20 protein-coding genes, 3 tRNA genes and 1 pseudogene are annotated in these 19614 nt (G+C 51.4%); 12 read left to right on the forward strand and 12 right to left on the reverse strand.

What is annotated here, in order from left to right; translation table 11 throughout:
• Positions 1-157: 157 nt before the first annotated feature.
• The gene (locus tag MRY16398_RS24750; protein ID WP_125125375.1) at positions 158-1723 is read left to right on the forward strand and encodes a YjjI family glycine radical enzyme; all 1566 of its coding nucleotides are present in this window, start codon (positions 158-160) and stop codon (positions 1721-1723) included.
• Between the two features lie 91 nt (positions 1724-1814).
• Positions 1815-2669 carry a YjjW family glycine radical enzyme activase gene (locus MRY16398_RS24755; protein ID WP_125125376.1) on the forward strand — a complete coding sequence of 285 codons (855 nt, stop codon included), beginning with the start codon at positions 1815-1817 and terminating at the stop codon, positions 2667-2669.
• 1 nt (position 2670) lies between these two features.
• Here MRY16398_RS24755 and MRY16398_RS24760 read toward each other — a convergent pair whose 3' ends face one another.
• From MRY16398_RS24760 to MRY16398_RS24795, 8 genes are all read right to left on the reverse strand, one after another.
• On the reverse strand, positions 2671-3450 hold the full coding sequence (locus tag MRY16398_RS24760; protein WP_125125377.1) for a TatD family hydrolase: 780 nt from the start codon (positions 3448-3450) through the stop codon (positions 2671-2673).
• Entirely contained in the window at positions 3447-4523 is a 1077-nt protein-coding gene (locus MRY16398_RS24765) for a patatin-like phospholipase family protein (protein WP_039078249.1), read from the reverse strand. Before MRY16398_RS24765 ends, MRY16398_RS24760 begins: the two co-directional genes overlap by 4 nt.
• Positions 4524-4639: 116 nt before the next feature.
• Positions 4640-4801 (reverse strand): DUF1328 domain-containing protein, encoded by a 162-nt coding sequence (locus tag MRY16398_RS24770; protein ID WP_007373037.1) that lies wholly within the window; start codon positions 4799-4801, stop codon positions 4640-4642.
• A 128-nt stretch (positions 4802-4929) separates the two neighbouring features.
• Positions 4930-5547, reverse strand: coding sequence for a molecular chaperone OsmY (gene osmY / locus MRY16398_RS24775; RefSeq protein WP_039078248.1), 618 nt, complete (start codon positions 5545-5547; stop codon positions 4930-4932).
• A 385-nt stretch (positions 5548-5932) separates the two neighbouring features.
• Positions 5933-7522, reverse strand: coding sequence for a peptide chain release factor 3 (prfC, locus tag MRY16398_RS24780; protein ID WP_039078247.1), 1590 nt, complete (start codon positions 7520-7522; stop codon positions 5933-5935).
• 91 nt (positions 7523-7613) lie between these two features.
• Positions 7614-8291 (reverse strand): pyrimidine 5'-nucleotidase, encoded by a 678-nt coding sequence (gene yjjG / locus MRY16398_RS24785; RefSeq protein ID WP_071193585.1) that lies wholly within the window; start codon positions 8289-8291, stop codon positions 7614-7616.
• Positions 8292-8309: 18 nt separating this feature from the next.
• Positions 8310-8750: a ribosomal protein S18-alanine N-acetyltransferase gene (gene rimI, locus MRY16398_RS24790; RefSeq protein ID WP_039078466.1), complete on the reverse strand. Its 441-nt coding sequence runs from the start codon at positions 8748-8750 to the stop codon at positions 8310-8312.
• Entirely contained in the window at positions 8719-9132 is a 414-nt protein-coding gene (locus MRY16398_RS24795; RefSeq protein ID WP_075203559.1) for a DNA polymerase III subunit psi, read from the reverse strand. The genes rimI and MRY16398_RS24795 overlap by 32 nt, the downstream gene beginning before the upstream one ends.
• 307 nt (positions 9133-9439) lie before the next feature.
• Between MRY16398_RS24795 and rsmC the strand changes: the two genes are divergently transcribed.
• The 4 genes from rsmC (at position 9440) to MRY16398_RS24815 (ending at position 10954) form a co-directional block, all read left to right on the forward strand.
• A complete protein-coding gene (gene rsmC, locus MRY16398_RS24800) occupies positions 9440-10468 on the forward strand; it encodes a 16S rRNA (guanine(1207)-N(2))-methyltransferase RsmC (RefSeq protein ID WP_079497306.1) in 1029 nt (342 codons plus the stop codon).
• 168 nt (positions 10469-10636) lie between these two features.
• Positions 10637-10722: transfer RNA gene (locus MRY16398_RS24805), tRNA-Leu, on the forward strand.
• A gap of 28 nt (positions 10723-10750) precedes the next feature.
• A tRNA-Leu gene (locus MRY16398_RS24810) sits at positions 10751-10836 on the forward strand.
• 32 nt (positions 10837-10868) lie between these two features.
• A tRNA-Leu gene (locus tag MRY16398_RS24815) sits at positions 10869-10954 on the forward strand.
• A gap of 33 nt (positions 10955-10987) precedes the next feature.
• Here the strand turns inward: MRY16398_RS24815 and MRY16398_RS24820 are convergent.
• Positions 10988-11227: a DUF1435 domain-containing protein gene (locus tag MRY16398_RS24820; RefSeq protein WP_039078244.1), complete on the reverse strand. Its 240-nt coding sequence runs from the start codon at positions 11225-11227 to the stop codon at positions 10988-10990.
• A 252-nt stretch (positions 11228-11479) separates the two neighbouring features.
• Between MRY16398_RS24820 and MRY16398_RS24825 the strand changes: the two genes are divergently transcribed.
• Both MRY16398_RS24825 and fhuF read left to right on the forward strand, forming a co-directional pair.
• Positions 11480-12550, forward strand: coding sequence for a GGDEF domain-containing protein (locus MRY16398_RS24825; protein ID WP_071193583.1), 1071 nt, complete (start codon positions 11480-11482; stop codon positions 12548-12550).
• 104 nt (positions 12551-12654) lie between these two features.
• Complete coding sequence (fhuF, locus tag MRY16398_RS24830) at positions 12655-13446, forward strand: siderophore-iron reductase FhuF (RefSeq protein WP_125125378.1); 792 nt, start codon at positions 12655-12657, stop codon at positions 13444-13446.
• A 125-nt stretch (positions 13447-13571) separates the two neighbouring features.
• On the opposite strand, the gene MRY16398_RS24835 is transcribed toward fhuF, so the two are convergent.
• Positions 13572-14912 carry a PTS sugar transporter subunit IIC gene (locus MRY16398_RS24835; protein WP_071193582.1) on the reverse strand — a complete coding sequence of 447 codons (1341 nt, stop codon included), beginning with the start codon at positions 14910-14912 and terminating at the stop codon, positions 13572-13574.
• 337 nt (positions 14913-15249) lie between these two features.
• Here MRY16398_RS24835 and MRY16398_RS24840 point away from each other — a divergent pair, with 337 nt between their 5' ends.
• Entirely contained in the window at positions 15250-15708 is a 459-nt protein-coding gene (locus tag MRY16398_RS24840; protein ID WP_039078240.1) for a YbaK/EbsC family protein, read from the forward strand.
• A gap of 40 nt (positions 15709-15748) precedes the next feature.
• Here MRY16398_RS24840 and bglJ read toward each other — a convergent pair whose 3' ends face one another.
• Both bglJ and MRY16398_RS24850 read right to left on the reverse strand, forming a co-directional pair.
• Positions 15749-16375 carry a DNA-binding transcriptional activator BglJ gene (gene bglJ, locus MRY16398_RS24845; protein ID WP_039078239.1) on the reverse strand — a complete coding sequence of 209 codons (627 nt, stop codon included), beginning with the start codon at positions 16373-16375 and terminating at the stop codon, positions 15749-15751.
• Positions 16375-17109: pseudogene (locus MRY16398_RS24850) on the reverse strand (helix-turn-helix transcriptional regulator). Before MRY16398_RS24850 ends, bglJ begins: the two are co-directional and overlap by 1 nt.
• Positions 17110-17624: 515 nt before the next feature.
• Between MRY16398_RS24850 and MRY16398_RS24855 the strand changes: the two are divergent.
• The 3 genes from MRY16398_RS24855 to MRY16398_RS24865 all read left to right on the forward strand — a co-directional run bounded on the left by MRY16398_RS24855 (position 17625) and on the right by MRY16398_RS24865 (position 19573).
• Positions 17625-18401: a threonine/serine exporter family protein gene (locus MRY16398_RS24855; RefSeq protein ID WP_039078236.1), complete on the forward strand. Its 777-nt coding sequence runs from the start codon at positions 17625-17627 to the stop codon at positions 18399-18401.
• Entirely contained in the window at positions 18392-18865 is a 474-nt protein-coding gene (locus MRY16398_RS24860; protein WP_039078235.1) for a threonine/serine exporter, read from the forward strand. The genes MRY16398_RS24855 and MRY16398_RS24860 overlap by 10 nt, the downstream gene beginning before the upstream one ends.
• Before the next feature lie 66 nt (positions 18866-18931).
• Entirely contained in the window at positions 18932-19573 is a 642-nt protein-coding gene (locus tag MRY16398_RS24865) for a TetR family transcriptional regulator (protein WP_071193580.1), read from the forward strand.
• Positions 19574-19614: the final 41 nt, after the last annotated feature.

The raw sequence follows: 19614 nt of genomic DNA on the forward strand, positions 1-19614 counted from the left end.
AAACCACATTCATATTTGCAAAACCGTAATGAGACATTCATCAAATTTTTAGCCTTAACATAGCCCCATACCCGGATATTTAGGGGTGTGGATCAAAGGCGGGCTCCGTTCGGTTACTTACACTGGGCCAGATGCTCAAGGAATAAGAGGAACGAATATGTCCACGCCAAATGATTCAGCTTATCTGGCTCGTTGCCAGCAGATTGCGACAAGCAGCACCCTGACTCCCGCACAAAAACGCCATTTTCTTGCGCTTGAGGCCGAGAACAGTCTGCCTTATCCCCCACTGGCTAAAGAAGCGCGCGCTGCGCTTGATGAGGGCGCCATTTGCGATATGTTCGAAGGGCATGCGCCCTACAAACCACGCTATGTCTTGCCAGACTATGCGAAATTCCTCGCGAATGGCTCGCAATGGCTGGAACTCGAAGGGGCAACCGATCTCGACGACGCGTTATCGATGCTCACCATCCTTTATCACCATGTTCCGTCAGTCACATCTATGCCCGTCTGGCTGGGCCAACTGGATGTGATACTGCAACCGTATGTTAGAATTCTAACACAAGAAGAGATCGATATTCGAATAAAACGTTTCTGGCGTTATCTGGACAGAACCCTGCCGGATGCGTTTATGCACGCCAATATTGGCCCTGCCGATACGCCAGTTACCCGTGCCATTTTACGCGCCGACGCAGAGCTTAAGCAGGTTTCGCCTAATCTGACCTTTATTTATGACCCGGAGATGACGCCGGATGACTTACTGCTTGAAGTGGCAAAAAACATTTGTGAGTGCAGTAAGCCCCATATCGCTAACGGCCCCAAAAATGATAAAATTTTCACAAAAGGTGGCTATGGCATCGTCAGTTGTTACAACTCGCTGCCGCTCAGCGGCGGTGGCAGTACGCTGGTGCGACTTAACCTGAAAGCCATCGCCGAACGCAGCAGCAGTATTGAGGATTTCTTCACACGCCAGCTTCCCCACTACTGTCAGCAGCAAATCGCGATCATTGATGCACGCTGCGACTTCCTCTATTCGCAATCCGGCTTCTTCGAGAATAACTTCCTGGTGGCCGAAGGGCTGATAGACCCGCAACGTTTTGCGCCCATGTTTGGTATGTACGGTCTGGCCGAAGCGGTGAATACCCTCTGCGAACGTGCAGGGCTCAGCGCCCGCTACGGCAAAAATGAAGAAGCCAACGCGCTGGGTTACAGAATCAGTGAACAACTGGCGACATTTGTCGCTAACACGCCGGTAAAACATGGCTGGAATAACAGAGCGATGTTGCATGCGCAATCGGCGATCAGTTCGGATACGGACACCACGCCGGGGGCGCGTTTACCCTACGGCGATGAGCCGGATCCCATTACTCACCTGCTGACGGTTGCCCCACATCATGCCTGGTACACGGCGGGTATCAGCGACATTCTGACCCTCGATGAGACCGTCAAACGCAATCCGCAGGCCGTCATGCAACTCTGCCTCGGCGCCTTTAAAGCCGGTATGCGTGAGTTCACCGCCAATGTCAGCGGCAACGATCTGGTGCGCGTAACAGGTTATATGGTGCGCCTGTCGGACCTGGAAAAATTCCGTGCCGAGGGGTCACGCACCAACACGACCTGGCTTGGAGAGGAAGCCGCCCGAAATACCCACATCCTTGAAAGACAACCGCGCGTGGTCAGCCATGAACAGCAGATGCGCTTCAACACGCAACGTGATTCAGATTGAATCAAGGCACCATGATGGAGAAGCCTGAGCGTATCAATACAGGATGCGCTCAGACTTCGAAGGGACAGCTAACAAGGAGACAGCACGAAGGATGAAGTATTTAGTCAGTAAGATTATCCCGTTCTCCTGCGTCGATGGGCCAGGCAGCCGTCTGGCGCTGTTCTTACAGGGCTGTAATTTGAATTGTAAAAATTGCCACAATCCGTGGACGATCGGACGCTGCAACCACTGTGCACAATGTGTTCCCGCCTGCCCGCATAACGCTTTAACACTGGTTGATGGACGGGTTAACTGGGATGCCAGCGCCTGCCAGCAGTGCGATACCTGTTTACATCTCTGCCCACAGCAGTCCACGCCCATGGCGAAAACGCTCAGTGTGGAAGAGGTGCTGACCCACGTCCGCAAAGCGGCAATGTTTATCGAAGGGATCACCGTCAGCGGCGGCGAGGCAACGACGCAGTTGCCGTTTCTGGTTGCGCTGTTCAGTGCGCTCAAATCGACGCCGTCGCTTCAACACTTGTCCTGTCTGGTCGACAGCAACGGTCTGCTTAGCGAAACGGGTTGGCACAGACTTCTGCCTGTCTGTGACGGGGCGATGATCGATCTCAAAGCCTGGGGTAGCGACCGTCATCGATTTCTGACCGGGCGCGATAATGCGCAGATAAAGGCCAGCATCCGTCTTCTGGCGGCGCATCAGCGGCTGGCGGAGTTACGTTTATTGGTCATCCCCGACCAGTGTGATTACCTGCAACACATTGATGAGTTGTGCGAATTTATCGGCGAGTTAGGCGATGTGCCGGTGCGTATTAACGCCTTTCAAACCCATGGCGTGTATGGCGAAGCAAAACAGTGGCGTAGCGCCACCGCCGGGGATGTGGAACCGCTGGCGCAGGCGCTGACTGCCCGAGGCGTGAACACCGTGATCCTTCCGGCGTTGTATCTGTAAATCAGCTTAACGAAAACGTGGCGTGGGTATTGTCGAACAGCGCCTGAGCAATCACGTCTGGCGCTTCCGGGCGTAATTCACAGAGGGTGTCAAAGACCCGAGCCGCCTGTTCCGGGCGATTAGGCTGGCCCTGAAAACCGTTTAATGGCATATCCGGGGCATCAGTTTCCAGCAACAGAGCGTTTAGCGGCAATTGCGCCATCACTTCGCGGGTCTTGCTGGCGCGCGGGTAGGTAATGGTACCGCCAACGCCAATTTTATATCCCAGGCTGATAAAACGTTCCGCCTGCTGCAGGCTACCGGCAAAGCCATGTACCACCCCCGTTCGCGGTAGGTCATGGCGTTTAAGGTGCATCGCCAGCTTGTCGTGCGTGCGGCGCGAATGCAGGATCACCGGCAGATCAAAGCGCTTTGCCAGCTTAAGCTGCGCATCCAGCACCGCCTGCTGACGTTCAAACTGCGGATCATCACGATACAGATCCAGACCAATTTCGCCAATCGCCACCACCTTCTGCGGACGGGTTGCGAGCAGTTGCTCAAGTCGCTCCAGGCAGCTCGCCGTATGCTCTTCAATGATGATCGGATGCAGCCCCAGCGCGGCATAGAGTGCCGGATAATCCCCGGCAAGTTTGATAACGCGGGCAAAGTACTGTGAGCCAATCGCCGGGACGATAATCTGTTCGACCCCAACGGCGCTGGCGCGGGTAATACTGTCCGATTCATCATCCTGGAAGGGGGGAAAATCGAAGTGACAGTGAGTATCGATAAAGCGGAACGTCACGCAGTATCCTCATTATTAAAAGGCAAATCGTTGGCCTGAACCGCGCTGACAAGCGGCGTATCGACCGCATCGTTGGCGACGGCGGCTGGCGGCACCACGATGGTGGCAGAAGTCGTGGCCACGCGCGGCGCATGACGAATTAATGGCGGCTTTTCTGCCAACAGCTTACCCACCGTCGCCAGGAAATAACGCCCGCAGAGTCTTCCCAGTTTGTAATCATCCCGCAGCGCAGGTAAACGGCTTCCCAGCGCCATGCTGTGCAGAAGCTTCGGCGGGTAGATTTCAAAAATGCGCAACTTACCGGGCGGTGCTTCGATAAATTTCTGCGTCGCCGAATAGGTCTTCTCGTGATGCTGAACGAGATTAACGAAAGGCTGCAAGCTGCTTTCTCCCAGCCAGCGTTCCATTCGCTTAAACCATTGAGGGGTGTAATACATTTGCGACGGCACGGTACGGATAACCACAATGGTCTTCGCCCCGCGTTTCGCCGCTTCCTGAACAGGTATAGCGTCGCTGACGCCGCCATCAAGGTAATTGACGCCGTTAAGAGTAACGCCCGGACGATAGAACCCGGGAATAGCGCTGGATGCGCGAATGATATCCAGCCAGGAACGACTGTCGGGGGAGAAGTATTCCGGCGTGTAGTCATCCTGACGGCAGGCGCACATATAGAAGGCTTTGCCTGTATCGAAGGCACGCGCGGCGTAGTCCATCGCCAGCGGCATTTGAGTTGAGGTAGAAGAAATAAGCCAGTCCAGATCGATCAGGTTGCCGCCACGCACGAAACGTACGGGATCAAAGAAGTCGCGAGTGGTTGTGTAGCGCATAATGACCTTACGCGCATAACCGGGCTGATTACACAGGTATGCCGACAGGTTTTGCGCCCCGGCGGAGGTGCCAAGAAAAAGGTCAAAGGGGTTAAAGTCAGCGCGCATGAACTCATCCAGTACGCCGGCCGTAAAAATGCCCCGCTGACCGCCTCCCTCACATACCAGAGCGAGTCGGCCTGGGCGAAATGGCGTTAACGCCAATGGCGCAATGTTGCCAAGCGTTACCGGAATATATTGCCCCACCCTGCTTTCCTTTCGATGTTAGGTTTTAACAAAGTAACGCAATTTTCCCCTCGTAGAAACAATGAAAGCCAGTCACGAGGACTGGCTTGATGATTCGTTTAAGAGGGTAGCTCGCGCTACGGGCGTCTGCGGCCCATAAACAGGCTGACGAGGAACAGAATGATACCGACGATAAAGACAATTTTCGCGGCACCCGCTGCCGTACCTGCCAGACCACCAAAGCCCAGAGCGGCGGCAATTAACGCGATAACCAGAAATATAATGCCCCAACGAAACATAAGACTCTCCTTAACCATAGTTAATGTCGACCGCTAATGTGAGCGCTCAGGATGCTCACTGGCGATATTTTCCAGGTGCGTTCTACTGACTCCCGGCAAAGCGCCGGGATTGCACATTTAGGAATTCGTTACTTAGCTTTCAGATCGTTTTTCACACTTTTGACGCCATCTACCGCTTTAGCGATACTTTCGGCCCGCTCAATTTGCGCCTGTGAATCTACGGTACCGGACAACTGTACAACGCCATCGGTCGTTTCAACTTTCACCTTACGGGAAGGAACGATGTCGTCGGCCAGCAATTTTGCTTTGATTTCACTGGTAGTCGCGGTGTCGCCGGCATAGCCTTTCGCAGAGGTGTTTTTACCATCACGAACATGGAGTTTGTCGCTTACTGAAGCAACGCCTTCCACCCCTTTCGCGACGGTTACCGCCTGCTCTGCCTGTGCCTGGCTTTCAACGAAGCCACTCAACGTCACCACTTTTTTCTCAGTTTTTACGGAGATATCGGTACTCTTGATATCTTCGTGATCGACCAGCGCTGCTTTGACTTTCGCCGTAATCGCGCTGTCATCCATGAAATTACCGACTTTATTCATAGAGCTATCGATTTTTTGCCCTGCGTTATCGGCCGCGTTTTGCGCCTTATTGGTCGTCGTGTTTTCCGCCATTACGGAACCACTTGCCAGGGTAGAACCCAGCACGACAGCCAGCAGAGTTTTCGAAATCTTCAGTCTTGTCATCGTCATCGATCTATATCCTGTTGGTTTGCCCACAATTTGGGCGGTAAGCAGCAATGAAGGCCGCTTTTCCTGCTGTGGTGAATCACCAGTCTGACAAATCAATAAGTTAGGTTATTAACGCTAACTCATTAGACTTAAGTCAGTAATTAATATTATGTAATGCCTATTTTCTTGAACAAAAAACCGCTAAACACGCATTGAATAGGATTTATATCCAGTCAAAATGTCATTACTTTGTTAAATATAGAACACAATCGCAGAAACGCTTGCGAAAGCGGTTAAAAAGTGACCAGAGAAGAGAGAAATGCGGCTATTTAAGAACTTTCCGCAAGGGGCTAAAAAGACAGGTAAAGTGACGGAGCACGGCGTCTGCCGCGCTCCGTAGAGGAGATTAGTGTTCGCGGGTCTGGTGGAACTGAACGTCAGGGTAACGCTCACGCGCCAGGTTCAGGTTAACCATCGTTGGGGCAATGTATGTCAGGTTATCGCCGCCATCGAGCGCCAGTTGTACTTCGTTTTTGCGTTTGAACTCTTCAAATTTCTTCACATCGCTGCACTCCACCCAACGGGCGGTAGCGACGTTAACGGACTCATAGACCGCTTCCACGTTGTATTCGCTCTTAAGACGCGAAACGACAACGTCGAACTGCAGCACGCCGACTGCACCGACGATCAGATCGTTGTTAGCGATGGGACGGAAGACCTGAACCGCACCTTCTTCTGACAACTGAACCAACCCTTTGAGCAGTTGTTTCTGCTTCAACGGATCTTTAAGACGAATACGGCGGAACAGTTCCGGCGCGAAGTTCGGAATACCGGTGAACTTCATCATTTCACCCTGCGTGAAGGTGTCGCCAATCTGGATGGTGCCGTGGTTGTGCAGGCCAATGATATCGCCCGGATAAGCCTCTTCAACGTGCGAGCGATCGCCAGCCATAAAGGTTAACGCATCAGAGATCACCACATCTTTGCCAAGACGCACCTGGCGAAGCTTCATGCCCTTTTCATATTTACCCGATACCACGCGCAGGAAGGCCACGCGGTCGCGGTGTTTCGGGTCCATGTTGGCCTGAATTTTAAAGACGAAGCCGGAGAATTTCTCTTCCGCCGCTTCCACTTCACGCGTGTCGGTCGCACGCGGCATCGGCGCAGGGGCCCATTCCACCAGGCCATCCAGCATATGGTCAACGCCAAAGTTACCCAGCGCGGTACCAAAGAAGACCGGCGTGATTTCACCTGCCAGGAACAGGTCTTTATCGAACTCGTTAGAGGCGCCCTGAACCAGTTCCAGTTCGTCGCGCAGTTGCTGCGCCAGATCTTCACCAACAGCGGCGTCAAGATCCGGGTTATTCAGCCCTTTAACGATGCGGACTTCCTGGATCGTATGGCCTTTACCGGTCTGGTACAGATAGGTTTCATCTTTATAGAGGTGGTAAACGCCTTTGAACAACTTACCGCAGCCAATCGGCCAGGTGATCGGCGCACAGCCGATTTTCAGCTCGTTTTCTACTTCATCCAGCAGCTCCATCGGGTCACGGATGTCACGGTCGAGTTTGTTCATAAAGGTGATGATAGGCGTATCGCGCAGACGGGTAACTTCCATCAGCTTGCGGGTCCTGTCCTCAACGCCTTTTGCGGCATCGATAACCATCAGACAGCAGTCAACCGCCGTCAGCGTACGATAGGTATCTTCGGAGAAGTCTTCGTGCCCGGGGGTATCGAGCAGGTTGACCAGACAGTGATGGTAAGGGAACTGCATCACAGAGGTGGTAATAGAAATACCACGCTGCTTTTCCATCTCCATCCAGTCAGATTTTGCATGCTGGTTAGAGCCGCGACCTTTAACCGTACCGGCAGTCTGGATAGCCTGTCCGAACAACAACACTTTTTCAGTGATCGTGGTTTTACCGGCATCGGGGTGCGAGATGATGGCGAACGTGCGTCGCTTCGACACCTCTTGTAAATAAGGAGACAACGTCATAGTAAAATTCTTCTGTGAAAATGCGCGGCCTCGGCCACGCTATGAAATTCGAAAAATGCGGCTATTGTACTCAACGGCTGAGTGCAGACAATTAATGTTTACACAGGAGTTGCTCCAGTTCGGTTAACGATGTCACGGTCCAGGTCGGGTTGATCCCCTCGGGCAACGCGCGGCCGTTAGCGTTCAGCCAGCAGGTGGAAAGCCCCGCATTAATGCCGCCCAGGATATCCGATTCAGCGGTATCGCCAACCATCAACACCCGCGAACGGTCCGGATTTTGTGCCTGTTCCAGCGCGTAGTCGAAAATACGCGGATCGGGTTTCGCCACGCCGACCTGCTCAGAAATCACCAATAAATCAAAGTAGTCGCGAAAACCGGTACGTTCCAGACGCGTCTGCTGCAGTGCGGTAAAACCATTGGTGATAATGCCAAGCTTCACTTTCCCTTTTAACGCCGACAGGAGCGAAACCGCCCCCGGCAACGGTGCGCAAATCTCTGCCATCGCATTGAGAAACGCGTTGTTCAGGTCGCCTGGCGCAACGCGCAGACGCTCCGCCCATCCCTGAAAGCGCTGATGCTGTAATTGTAGTGCGGTGATGGCACCGTTCTGATATTCCACCCACAACGGTTTGTTAATGGCCTGATAATCTTTAAAATCCTCGGCAGTAAATGTCACGCTGTAATCCAGAAACATTCGCTGCAGGCCACCAAACGAATCAAAGGTAAACAGCGTTTCGTCGGCGTCAAAAAAGATCCAGTCCCATTTCATTACATCACCTTTCATTTATTAAATTGGCAGCGCCATGATGATGGCGTCTTCACGTCCTTGCGCTGTGGGGTAATAGTTGCGGCGAATTGTCGCCTCATTAAACCCCAGGCTTTCATATAACGCGATGGCAGCGGTATTGGAGGCCCGCACTTCCAGCCACAGCGTCAACACGCCACGTTTTTCCAGTTCGCCGATCAGATGCTCAAGCAACTGGCGACCCAGCCCCTTACGTTGCCAGGCGGGATCGACGGCAATATTAAAGAGGGTGGCTTCATCCAGCACCACCTGAGTAATGGCGAAAGCCGCCATCACATCACCCACCAGTAAACGGTAATTAAGGTAGCGCTCGCCCTGGTTACTGGCGAAGGTCTTCTCACTCCAGGGAAACGCGTGCGCCCGGGTTTCGATCTCGTATGCGCGGGCTAAATCAGTCGTCGTGAGGGAAGAAATCGTGTTCATAATTGCAAATTTGTCGCCATAGCGCGGCGCGTGCCGCAGGGTTGCCACGTAGTTCATCGAGGCCAGGCGTCGTTACCTGCGCCCCCTTGAGCGAGAGGGGCGCGTCAATGCCCAGCCGCCAACTGTTGCAAGTACTGTCCGGCGGTAACATCTCTACCCTGTCCGGGGTGAGCTGTAAAACCTGATCCGGACTGACGGCAAGCGCACGCAGCACATCGCCAACAAGCGGCTCAGTCAATGCAGGAAGATCAGGAGCTACCATCACTAACCGGATGTGCGCGGGTAGGGAAATTGCGATTTCTCCTTGCAGCGCCGTCGGACGGCGCAGGGACCACTGGGTGATGCCCAGTTGCTGTAATTGCCAGTCGCGTCGGGAAGTCATAGCGAAACACTCCTGTCTGTCAGGCGCGCAAATATAACAAACCCGACGAATTTTCGCCATCTGGTCTCTGTCCTCTCTCTGTCTCTATTAAAGGCATTAATGAGGTGTAGACGCTGCCAACTAAGAGGCAGCGTGAAGGATAACGTTGTCATACACAAAATCATTCATGATGCGTCGAGGCGGCAAGGATGAGTATCCCCGGGAGCTTACATAAGTAAGTGACCGGGGTACGAAGACGCTGCCAACAAAGAGGCAGCGTGAAGGATAACGTGTATAATCCCCGCCTAAGTTTAATGAGGAACCATTCATGTCTGCTTTAACTCCGGCAAGTGAAGTCTTGCTGCGCCACAGTGACGATTTCGAACAGAGCCGCATTCTTTTTGCCGGTGATTTACAGGATGACCTGCCTGCAAGGCTGGAGTCGGTTGAAAGCCGCGCCTGGACTCAACAGTACCATCAGTGGCAGACACTCAGCCGTCAGATGGGTGACAAGGCCGTTTTCGGGCTTACGCTTGACAAGGCTGCCACTGGCGAGAGCGATACACTGATTTACTACTGGCCGAAGAATAAGCCGGAAGCACAGTTTCAGTTAATGAATCTGCTGTCGCTGCTGCCGGTTGGCACGGATATTTTTGTTGTTGGCGAAAACCGCAGCGGCGTTCGCAGTGCGGAACAAATGCTGGCGGAGTTTGCGCCGCTGAACAAAGTCGACAGTGCGCGTCGCTGCGGGCTTTATCATGGACGTCTGGAAAAACAACCAACGTTTGATGCTCAGGCATTCTGGGATGAATATCACCTGGACGGGTTGTCTATTAAAACGCTGCCGGGCGTCTTTAGCCGCGACGGTCTGGATGTGGGTAGCCAGTTGTTGCTCTCTACGCTGACCCCGCATACTAAGGGCAAGGTACTGGATGTGGGCTGTGGCGCGGGTGTACTGGCAGCCGTACTGGCCAGCCACTCGCCGAAAGTACGTCTGACTCTGTGCGATGTCTCGGCGCCGGCTATTGAAGCCAGCCGAGCAACCCTCGCGGCGAATGGCTTTGAAGGTGACGTTTTTGCCAGCAATGTCTTCTCTGAGGTGACGGGCCGTTTCGATATGATCATCTCAAATCCGCCTTTCCACGATGGCCTGCAAACCAGCCTGGAAGCCGCGCAAACGCTGATTCGCGGCGCGGTGCGTCATCTGAACAGTGGCGGCGAGCTGCGTATCGTCGCTAACGCCTTCCTGCCCTACCCGGCGGTGCTGGACGAAACCTTTGGTTTCCACGAAGTGATCGCGCAAACAGGGCGTTTTAAAGTCTACCGTACCGTGATGACTCGTCAGGCAAAACGCTGATCTTTTCCGGCCCGGTAGCATTTCGTTACCGGGCAATTCCGCAGCAAATTCCAGGTGTTGGTTTTTAAAGCAGTTATAAAATCGACACGCAATTAACTATTGACGAAACCTGGAAAACATCTAGAATGCGCCTCCGTGGTAACGATACTTATTGGGTATCGATGGTATGCGAAGGTGGCGGAATTGGTAGACGCGCTAGCTTCAGGTGTTAGTGTCCTTTGGATGTGGGGGTTCGAGTCCCCCCCCTCGCACCATAATCCACGTTGATATTGCTCTCACCGGGCGAAGGTGGCGGAATTGGTAGACGCGCTAGCTTCAGGTGTTAGTGTCCTTTGGATGTGGGGGTTCGAGTCCCCCCCCTCGCACCAACGAGGCGATATCAAAACAGTAAGATAGATGTGCGAAGGTGGCGGAATTGGTAGACGCGCTAGCTTCAGGTGTTAGTGTCCTTTGGATGTGGGGGTTCGAGTCCCCCCCCTCGCACCAAATATCTTACAGCCTCCCTGTATGACCTTCCTGTTACATCATCAGCTTCAAATTCAGCATCACCAGCATTATTCCCCCGACAAGCGCAATCCCTGACGGCAGTAAAACAAAATGACGTAATCTTTTGTGATAAAGCATCGCGGACGTTAGCAACAAGCCAATGACAATCACCGAGCGCCAGGCACCCACGGAAAGATCCGCAAAGGCCATCACCGCGACGATAACCCCTGACAACAAGATAGCCCATCCACTACCCAGTGCGCGTTGCAACATGCTTTAGACTCTCACAACGATAATGATAACCAATATCATATGATATTTTTTCTCATTTGTCAGCCTGCCTTAGCGAATCGGTATGAACTTTACGCATCTTCTGGTGACAGGGATTCACGAAGGTGATAAATTAAGCACCACTTAATTAAATCTAAAAAATTGCTTTTTTCGCGGTAATCTTTCTTCGCGTTATTTTTCAGTTTGGCAACCAGTTCAATTATACATTGCAGATTAATAACGACTTTTTTAAATATGACACCACACTCCTGGCAATCCCTTTGTAACAAGAAATATCGCTTATCCGTGCGACTCTTCTTGCTACTTAATACCATCTCGGCTCTTTTTTCTATCGCACTGCCACTTTATAACCTGCATGCGTTTACATTGCCCGTATGCCTGATCCTGGGCTCAAGCCTTGCTGGCTTGTTCGGTCACTGGAAATTTCCAAAAAAGAAAATAAATATAACGCTGATCTCGTTTTTATTTGGCTGTATGTGGGCGTGGGATATCATTATTAAATCCGCAGCATTAGGAGATAATGGTTCAACCTATCTACTTATCGCCCTATTAAGTGTTTTATTTATTGGCTCGCTCGCTTTCTCTAATAATATCATCGCATTTATGCTGCACTCTTTACCTGCTTTCATGGGGTGCGTCTTGTTAAGCAGCGGTGAAATAACATTGCGGATTGTCTACGCTTTTGCTCTGCCCATGATCGGGATTGCTATTCAGCATGTGATTCAAAAGCGTAACGACAACTTCTCACAGGCTTTGATGTATCGCCTGATGCAGGAGCGCAAAACGCTGAACGATTTAAGTATGCTGGATCCGCTTACGGGGCTCTACAACCGACGTGGTCTGCAAAACAAGCTCGATAATCTGCTGGCACTTGATGACGGTACGCGTTTTGTCCTACTGCTGGATATCGACCACTTCAAAGCCTACAACGATCACTACGGTCATATGATGGGTGATCAGGCGTTAATTCGCGTTTCTGCCGCCATTCGTAATGCCGTGCGATCCAGAGATATTGTCGCCCGCTTTGGCGGCGAAGAATTCCTGATCTTATTAAACAGCGTTGATCTGGAACGTGCTCGTGTTGCAGCGGAACGGATTCGTCAGCATGTTTACGACCTGAAGATCCCCCATATGTTTAATGAGAGTGTCGCGACGAACGTCACTGTGAGCATTGGCATTGCCCCGCTGGAAGATGGCGACATTGAAGACGCACTCGATAAAGCAGATAAAGCACTGTACGAAGCCAAACACCAGGGACGGAACAGTATTCTCGTCAGCAGCGACTTACAGGTCCAGGTCGCATAATTCGGCCTGTCCAGGCTGACTTTACGATAAACATCTTGCTATAGGCCTGGCCTCTGGCTAGGATTGGAAATCATTATCATTTAGATTTCTATCTTTCTGACACTATGGCTTATCGTTACGCACCCGTTAATGAATTTGTGATCCGTCAGGCGAGGCTTTTTACTGAGAGCGACACCCTGGCGAATGAGGTGCGCGATATCCTTGCTCGCCTGCGCCCTCATCTTCTCGATTTCATCAAGCTGAACGAACTTCCGCCACAACAGGCGCTAACGCTGGCGGAATGGGCGCGACCGGATCATCTGCAATCACTGCTGACAACTTACACAAACCATATCTACCAAAAGCAGCCGACGCTGCCGTATGAAGGCAAACCGCTTCTGTCATTATGGGCACAGTGGTACCTCGGCCTGATGGTGCCGCCGCTGCTGGTAGCCTTATTAACGCAAAAAATTGCGCTGGATCTTTCCCCGGAGCATCTGCATGTCGAGTTTCATGAAACTGGCCGTGCCGCCTGCTTCTGGATGGATGTAGAGCGGGATGAGGCTCTGACGGCGCAGGGTGACATCCCGCGTATTGAGGCATTAATCGTTCGGGCGATGGCCCCCGTCGTAGCGGCACTGGAAGCGACCGGCGAGATCAACGGTAAGCTTATCTGGAGCAATACGGGTTATCTGATTAACTGGTGTCTGGGCGAAATGAAGCCTTTGCTGGGCGATGAACGGGTCACCGCGCTGCGCCAGTTCTGCTTCTTCGAGAAGCAGCTTTCGAGCGGTAACGACAACCCTTTATGGCGGACTGTCGTCACCCGTGATGGTGCGCTGGTCAGACGTACTTGCTGCCAGCGATATCGCTTGCCGGATGTCCAGCAATGCGGAGACTGCACACTAAAAAAATAGCGTCATGCGACCAGATACCTCACGCTTGTGAAGTTGTGCGGCTTGATGCTCTCACCCCGGCCCTCTGCCACAGGGAGAGAACGTAAATACTAAAAAGGCAACGTTCGTTGCCTTTTTGCTTTTATTTAGGCCACTTGCTGGCCTTCTTCTGCGCGTTGCGCCTCTTCCGCTTCCTGTTCCAGTAACTGTTTCTCGTACACTTTAAAGAACGGGTAGTAAATGATGGCGGAGATAACCGCGAGGATAACGACAAGCACGGCGGCACGGAAATCCCAGCCCAGCGCCCACGCCCCGCCAATAGGTGCAGGAGCGGTCCACGGAACGACAGAAATCACGCGTCCAATCAGATCCATTTTCATCGCCGCCCAGGCAATAATGGCGTTCACTAACGGCGCCAGAAGGAAAGGAATAAAGAACACCGGGTTCATGACAATCGGCGTACCGAAAATAACCGGCTCGTTAATATTGAACATACTGGGGACAATACTCAAACGGCCAATGGAGCGTAGATGCACCGAGCGGCTGCGCAGATAGCAGAACACCAGCCCCATGGTTGCACCGGACCCCCCAATAACGATAAAGAATGTCCAGAAGGCCTCCATAAAGATGTGCGGTAACGGCGCCCCCTGCGCAAGTGCCGTCTGGTTCAGCCCCAGGTTAGTCAGCCAGAACATTTGCAGCATGCCAGACACAATCGCCGCTCCATGAATCCCGGCAAACCACAGTAAATGTCCGATTAGCACCGCCAGTAAAATCGCAGGCAGTGAATCCGCAGCCGACACCAGTGGCTTAAAGAGCGCCATAATGGCTTGCGGAATTAATACATTGAAATGTGACTGAATAAGAAGACTCAGCGGATAGAGCGTCAACACAACCACCAGCACCGGAATCAACAGGTCAAATGAGTTTTTGATCATCGGCGGCACCTGATCCGGCAAGCGGATGCCGATATTGTGCGCCTTGAGGAAACGCATCATCTCCACACAGTACACGGCGACCAGAATCGCGGTAAAAATCCCGGTTCCCCCCAGGCTATCTACCGGTAATGTGCCGTTGGTTTTGGGTGCCGCAACCAGTAAAAAGGCCATCAGCGACAGCATGGCGCACATAAAGGGATCGAGCTGATGCGACTTCACATAATGCTTGCCCAGGTTATAGGCGATGGCCGCACAGATGTAGATAGACATAATGCCCATCGTCATGTCGAACGGCGTCAGGATACGCCCTTCATACTGCTTTGCCAGATCGAGCCACGCACGGGCGAAGCCCCACGTCGTGTCAGGCGAAAACGGCGGATAGGCGAAGACCAGCAGGAAAGAACCGACTATCATAAACGGCATGGCCGAAATGAAACCATCACGGATGGCCATGACATGACGCTGGGAAGAAATCCGCCCGGCTATAGGGCTGACGTAGTTTTCGATGAAGCGAAAAATCACGTTAAACACTGCATGGTTGGCAGACATAGCGGCTCTCCTGTCAGTCTATATAATTCAGCGCAACAGCGAATGTTCTGCCGTGCAGCAATCCATTTGTAGGGTTTAAGACCATGCTGGCTAACGAACCAGCATTACAGCGAAGCAGGATACGTTTCATAGACGGCTCTTATTGATTATCGGGACAGAGGAAGTGACAAAATCAGTATTAACCCCGATGAAAAACACTGCAACCGGTTACTGAAACCGGTTTCCACGATTGTGAAGGTGATCGTGAAACGCGTGGTAACGGGATTGTTTTGACAAGATATTTACAGGGATCACAGGGTTGTGACAGATTATTGAAGGTTATGTTCAGGAGAAGAAAATGAGTTTGCAGTCTGTCAGGCAATTTTTTGCCGAACACGCCCCCGATATTGACATCATCGAGCTCAACCAAAGTACCGCAACCGTCGCACTGGCTGCCGCTGCCCATAATGTTGAACCCGGTCAGATAGCCAAAACGTTATCTCTCAAAATCAAAAACGACGTGGTGTTAGTTGTCGCAAAAGGCGATGCCCGCCTGGACAACAAAAAGCTGAAGTCCACCTTCGGTGCGAAAGCGAGAATGCTCAGTAGTGATGAAGTGGTCACCCTTACCGGCCATCCGGTTGGCGGTGTCTGTCCGTTCGGGCTGGAAAACCCGTTGGCTGTTTATTGTGATGTTTCATTGAAACACTACGAGGAAGTACTTCCGGCAGCGGGTGCCATCCATAGCGCAGTGCGTATTTCCCCGGAGCGCATGGCGCAATTAACAGACGCAAAATGGATTGATGTTTGTGAGTAATCAAGGCAGTGCCAGGCGAACCTGGCACTGAGTAAACGGGTTATGCTAAGGATTGAGCCCCCTTCAATGCTGCTGCGGCAGGAACCCAGGTTAAAATATCTGCCGCATTCAGCAGCCCCACATCGGAATTCACCCCTAACTTAGCCATGGCGTTAAATTTATGCGCCCGGATGGTCTTAATGTTGCGCTCCAGATGTACGGCTATCTCCGGCATCGACAAACCACGCGTCATACATTGCAAAATGGCGCGCTCAGTCGGACTCAACGTGCGGTTTTGGCTGACATACCAGTGATTGACCACGTTTTCATTGACACGGCGGGTCTCCCCCAACAGGGTACAAATGTGCCCAAGTAAAATGGGTAACGAAGCTGATTTACTTAAAACGCCATGCAATCGTGACGGAGAAAGACGGCTGACAAGGCGCGCTTCGCGATCGTCATCCGCCAGTACGATCCGCTGGATGCCCGGGTTTGTCAGTGACAACGCATGCAAGCAAAGCAGACATTCCCGTCGGAGCTCTCGCATACTTGATAGCGAATAAATAACTGAAAAGAAAGGCGTCTTTTTCTGCGCTTCAACAAATGCTTTGTGACTGTTAAAAAAATGAAAGTGATATGATTTCATGGCTGGCGATGCGAACAGATGGCGCAGGCCAGCCTCACTCATCATGCATCTCTCGATGACGGCAACATGCTTTTTCCCGGCACTGATTTCCATTCTGATTGCTCTCCATACGCCGACACAAGATTCAGCTCTTTAGCCCCCTGCGCACTATTAATCCATGCATACATTTCCGCATTACTCCGTAATGACAGCCGACGCATGGCACTGTTTTTTTGCGCGCTAATTGTTTTATTGCTTTTTTTAAGTAGCATCGCAATTTGATTAATACCCCACCCTTTACCCAACAGACGGAATACCTTTCGCTCAGAAAGCGTTAATGACTCCAGCTTATTTACAGCCTCATCTGCGTCAAAGAAATCTGCTGATAATAAAGTCTGGCTAATTCTTTCTGCACTTTCATCACCAGCGCGAATAGCATTAATAACACCGTCCACCGGTTCTCTGTCTGAAAGTAAGGTGCTACAAGGTCGCATCAGTAATTCAACGGCCATGGGATAAATCGTACGTGAAACAAAGAATATCCAATGGATATCAGTGTATTGAGAAAGAAGGGAATAATATTGTTCACAGGCATTGCGCATCTGACGCTGCTCACCAGAAAGATCTGCGATGACCAGAGAGGCGCGGCGTAACTGTAATAGTGTTATCTATTCTAAAGAGCGGCAAAAAGTTAATTCATATTCGGGGAAATGACGTTCCAGAATGTCCCCCAGCCCAACAGTCATTACGGGAATTTTACTGACAACTATCCCATATTTACAGCTTCTCGATAACATGTAACCTCCGCATCCATTCGCGAGCCTTATAAAATAAGTTATGTGAATATTTACTAATAACGCCAACCACCGTGTCAGCGGATACCACCCATTAATAAATATAAAATGAAAATATGACGAGAGTGTTTGTCAATATTCGGTTGTAACAATTAGTGATTATAAAAACAGCTTAATGGGGTGTCAATATATCTAACAAGCCAATAATGATACCTGCTACGTACTCTGTAGAAGATAAAAAGAGAAACATAAATTAATTAATCACAAAATATATATTTATTGAAAATAAATACACCAGAAAAATGAATCTATCTTTTTATCTCTCGTCTGGCATAGGTTCCCCTTCCCCTTTCTGAAAACGGCGCACAATCCTGCCAGCGAGCAGCAAAACCGCACCATTTTGTGATTTATTGCGCGAATCTTGATCTATCACCACGCCATACACAGGGCCTCCTGTGCTAAAAATTACCTTTTCGTGCCACGCCTTGTGGACCTTGTGCAACATTACCAGGGCTATCATGCAAGAAGACCAGTCATCACAACGCGCCATTACACGTTTGTGTATCCAATGCGGCCTTTTTTTATTGCAACACGGTGCGGAAAGCGCACTGGTAGATGAATTATCCACGCGCCTCGGACTGGCGCTGGGCATGGATAGCGTCGAAAGCTCCATCTCATCAAACGCCATTGTGCTGACCACCATTAAAGATGGCCAGTGCCTGACATCAACCCGAAAAAATAGCGATCGCGGCATCAATATGCATGTGGTGACTGAGGTTCAGCATATTGTCATCATGACAGAACATAAATTGCTGGACGCCAAAGATGTCGAAAAGCGTTTTTCTCAGGTAAAACCCCTTCGTTACCCACGCTGGCTGGTCACGGTGATGGTTGGCCTGTCCTGCGCCTGTTTTTGTCGGCTTAACAATGGCGGCTGGGATGGCGCGTTTATCACGTTCTGCGCCAGCAGTATGGCGATGTACGTCCGACTGTTGCTGGCGAACCGTCATATGCACCCGCAAATCAATTTCTGCATCACCGCATTCGTGGCGACCACCATTTCCGGGCTTATGCTCACGCTACCGGTTTTCCTGCATACGCCTACGGTCGCTATGGCCGCAAGTGTCTTATTGCTGGTCCCCGGCTTCCCGCTGATTAATTCCGTCGCAGATATGTTTAAAGGCCATATCAATACTGGCCTCGCACGCTGGGCTATCGCCAGCCTGTTAACACTCGCTACCTGTATTGGTGTCGTTTTGGCTATGACCATGTGGGGGCTGCGCGGATGGATGTAATCTGGTTTTTGCTTAATCTGATACAAGACATGTTGCTGGCTGCCATTCCGGCCGTAGGCTTTGCAATGGTGTTTAACGTTCCGCATCGCGCCCTGCCCTGGTGCGCTCTGCTCGGCGCAATTGGTCACGGTACGCGCTTCGCCATGGTCTCCTGGGGCTTTAACATCGAGTGGTCGACATTTATCGCCTCGATGTTGGTCGGCAGTATTGGGATTCACTGGTCACGCTGGTATCTCGCGCATCCAAAAGTCTTTACGGTTGCCGCAGTAATCCCCATGTTTCCGGGGATATCAGCCTATACCGCAATGATCTCCGCCGTAAAGATCAGTCACCTCGGTTATAACGAAGACCTGATGATTCTTTTGCTGACCAATTTTCTCAAAGCGTCGTCGATTGTCGGCGCGCTCTCAATCGGCCTGTCTATCCCCGGCCTGTGGATCTACCGCAAACGCCCGCGCGTGTGAAATTTGAGTTATTTCTTTGCCATGGTGATAATCCCCCGAACCGATTGTGACTGACGAGGAGCGGATGTGGAACACCATGGCATTTATTCACCGGACAGTTTTGACGATACCCGAGTGAAGGACAAAATTTTCCTCAGCGCGATTACACTGTTTGCGGAATATGGGCTCAATGGCGCCCGCATGGAGCAAATCGCTGAAAAAGCCGGCACCACAAAGCGCATGGTGGTGTACCACTATAAAACCAAAGAAAACCTGTATTTGCAGGTTATCGAGTATGTTTATGCCGCTATTCGCGCCAACGAAAAATCCCTCGAACTCGCCACCCTGCCGCCTGTCGAGGCGCTGGTACAGTTAGTAGAAAGTAGCTTCGATTACCACGCCGACCACCCCGATTTTATTCGCATCATCTGCATGGAGAACATGCAACGCGGCCGCTTCATTCAGCAATCGGCCTGGCTGCGGGATGTCAACCTCAGCGCCCTGACGCTGCTGGAAGATATTTTGCGTCGTGGTCAGCAAAAGCAGTTATTCAACCAAAGTGTCTGCGCGCGCGACCTGCATCGACTGATCAGTAGCTTTAGTTTTCATTACGTTGCCAATAGTTATTCATTCTCCATGCTCTTCGAAGCGGATGAAGATCAACAGCAACAACGTCAGCATTATCGCCGGATGGCGGTACAAGTTGTACTGCGTTATATCTGCCCCTAAAAAAATAACTTGCAATTAAATCGTGCACTATCTATATTCAG

The organism is Phytobacter sp. MRY16-398, assembly GCF_003925915.1.
GTDB lineage: Bacteria > Pseudomonadota > Gammaproteobacteria > Enterobacterales > Enterobacteriaceae > Phytobacter > Phytobacter diazotrophicus.

Excerpts from the sequence above, each read along its gene's own strand:
- MRY16398_RS24750 (WP_125125375.1), top strand. The coding sequence starts at position 158 with ATGTCCACGCCAAATGATTCAGCTTATCTGGCTCGTTGCCAGCAGATT.
- MRY16398_RS24755 (WP_125125376.1), top strand. The coding sequence starts at position 1,815 with ATGAAGTATTTAGTCAGTAAGATTATCCCGTTCTCCTGCGTCGATGGG.
- MRY16398_RS24770 (WP_007373037.1), bottom strand. The coding sequence starts at position 4,801 with ATGTTTCGTTGGGGCATTATATTTCTGGTTATCGCGTTAATTGCCGCC.
- osmY (WP_039078248.1), bottom strand. The coding sequence starts at position 5,547 with ATGACGATGACAAGACTGAAGATTTCGAAAACTCTGCTGGCTGTCGTG.
- prfC (WP_039078247.1), bottom strand. The coding sequence starts at position 7,522 with ATGACGTTGTCTCCTTATTTACAAGAGGTGTCGAAGCGACGCACGTTC.
- yjjG (WP_071193585.1), bottom strand. The coding sequence starts at position 8,291 with ATGAAATGGGACTGGATCTTTTTTGACGCCGACGAAACGCTGTTTACC.
- rimI (WP_039078466.1), bottom strand. The coding sequence starts at position 8,750 with ATGAACACGATTTCTTCCCTCACGACGACTGATTTAGCCCGCGCATAC.
- MRY16398_RS24795 (WP_075203559.1), bottom strand. The coding sequence starts at position 9,132 with ATGACTTCCCGACGCGACTGGCAATTACAGCAACTGGGCATCACCCAG.
- rsmC (WP_079497306.1), top strand. The coding sequence starts at position 9,440 with ATGTCTGCTTTAACTCCGGCAAGTGAAGTCTTGCTGCGCCACAGTGAC.
- MRY16398_RS24820 (WP_039078244.1), bottom strand. The coding sequence starts at position 11,227 with ATGTTGCAACGCGCACTGGGTAGTGGATGGGCTATCTTGTTGTCAGGG.
- MRY16398_RS24825 (WP_071193583.1), top strand. The coding sequence starts at position 11,480 with ATGACACCACACTCCTGGCAATCCCTTTGTAACAAGAAATATCGCTTA.
- fhuF (WP_125125378.1), top strand. The coding sequence starts at position 12,655 with ATGGCTTATCGTTACGCACCCGTTAATGAATTTGTGATCCGTCAGGCG.
- MRY16398_RS24835 (WP_071193582.1), bottom strand. The coding sequence starts at position 14,912 with ATGTCTGCCAACCATGCAGTGTTTAACGTGATTTTTCGCTTCATCGAA.
- MRY16398_RS24840 (WP_039078240.1), top strand. The coding sequence starts at position 15,250 with ATGAGTTTGCAGTCTGTCAGGCAATTTTTTGCCGAACACGCCCCCGAT.
- bglJ (WP_039078239.1), bottom strand. The coding sequence starts at position 16,375 with ATGAGTGAGGCTGGCCTGCGCCATCTGTTCGCATCGCCAGCCATGAAA.
- MRY16398_RS24855 (WP_039078236.1), top strand. The coding sequence starts at position 17,625 with ATGCAAGAAGACCAGTCATCACAACGCGCCATTACACGTTTGTGTATC.
- MRY16398_RS24860 (WP_039078235.1), top strand. The coding sequence starts at position 18,392 with ATGGATGTAATCTGGTTTTTGCTTAATCTGATACAAGACATGTTGCTG.